General features: G+C 71.3%; 1 protein-coding gene. It reads left to right on the top strand.

The features are described from left to right. Positions 1-272, top strand: a 272-nt coding sequence (locus J0695_RS42740) for an RpiB/LacA/LacB family sugar-phosphate isomerase (RefSeq protein ID WP_206970168.1), incomplete at both ends; no start/stop codon positions are given.

Raw genomic sequence — 272 nt, 5'->3', positions numbered from 1 at the left:
GCCAGGACACGGCGTATCCCCATGTCGCCGTGGACGCCGCCCGGCTCGTCGCGGACGGCAGCTTCGACCGCGCCCTGCTCGTGTGCGGCACCGGCCTCGGCGTCGCCATCTCCGCGAACAAGGTGCCGGGGATCCGCGCCGTCACCGCGCACGACTCCTTCTCGGTCGAGCGAGCCGTCCTCTCCAACGACGCCCAGGTCCTCTGCCTCGGACAGCGCGTCATCGGTCTGGAGCTGGCCCGCAGACTGGTCCGCGAATGGCTCACCTACACC

Source organism: Streptomyces beijiangensis (assembly GCF_017315755.1).
In the GTDB taxonomy this organism is placed as follows: domain Bacteria; phylum Actinomycetota; class Actinomycetes; order Streptomycetales; family Streptomycetaceae; genus Streptomyces; species Streptomyces beijiangensis.
The sequence above is the reverse complement of the archived record's forward strand: the minus strand, read 5'-3'. Positions and strand labels throughout refer to the sequence as shown.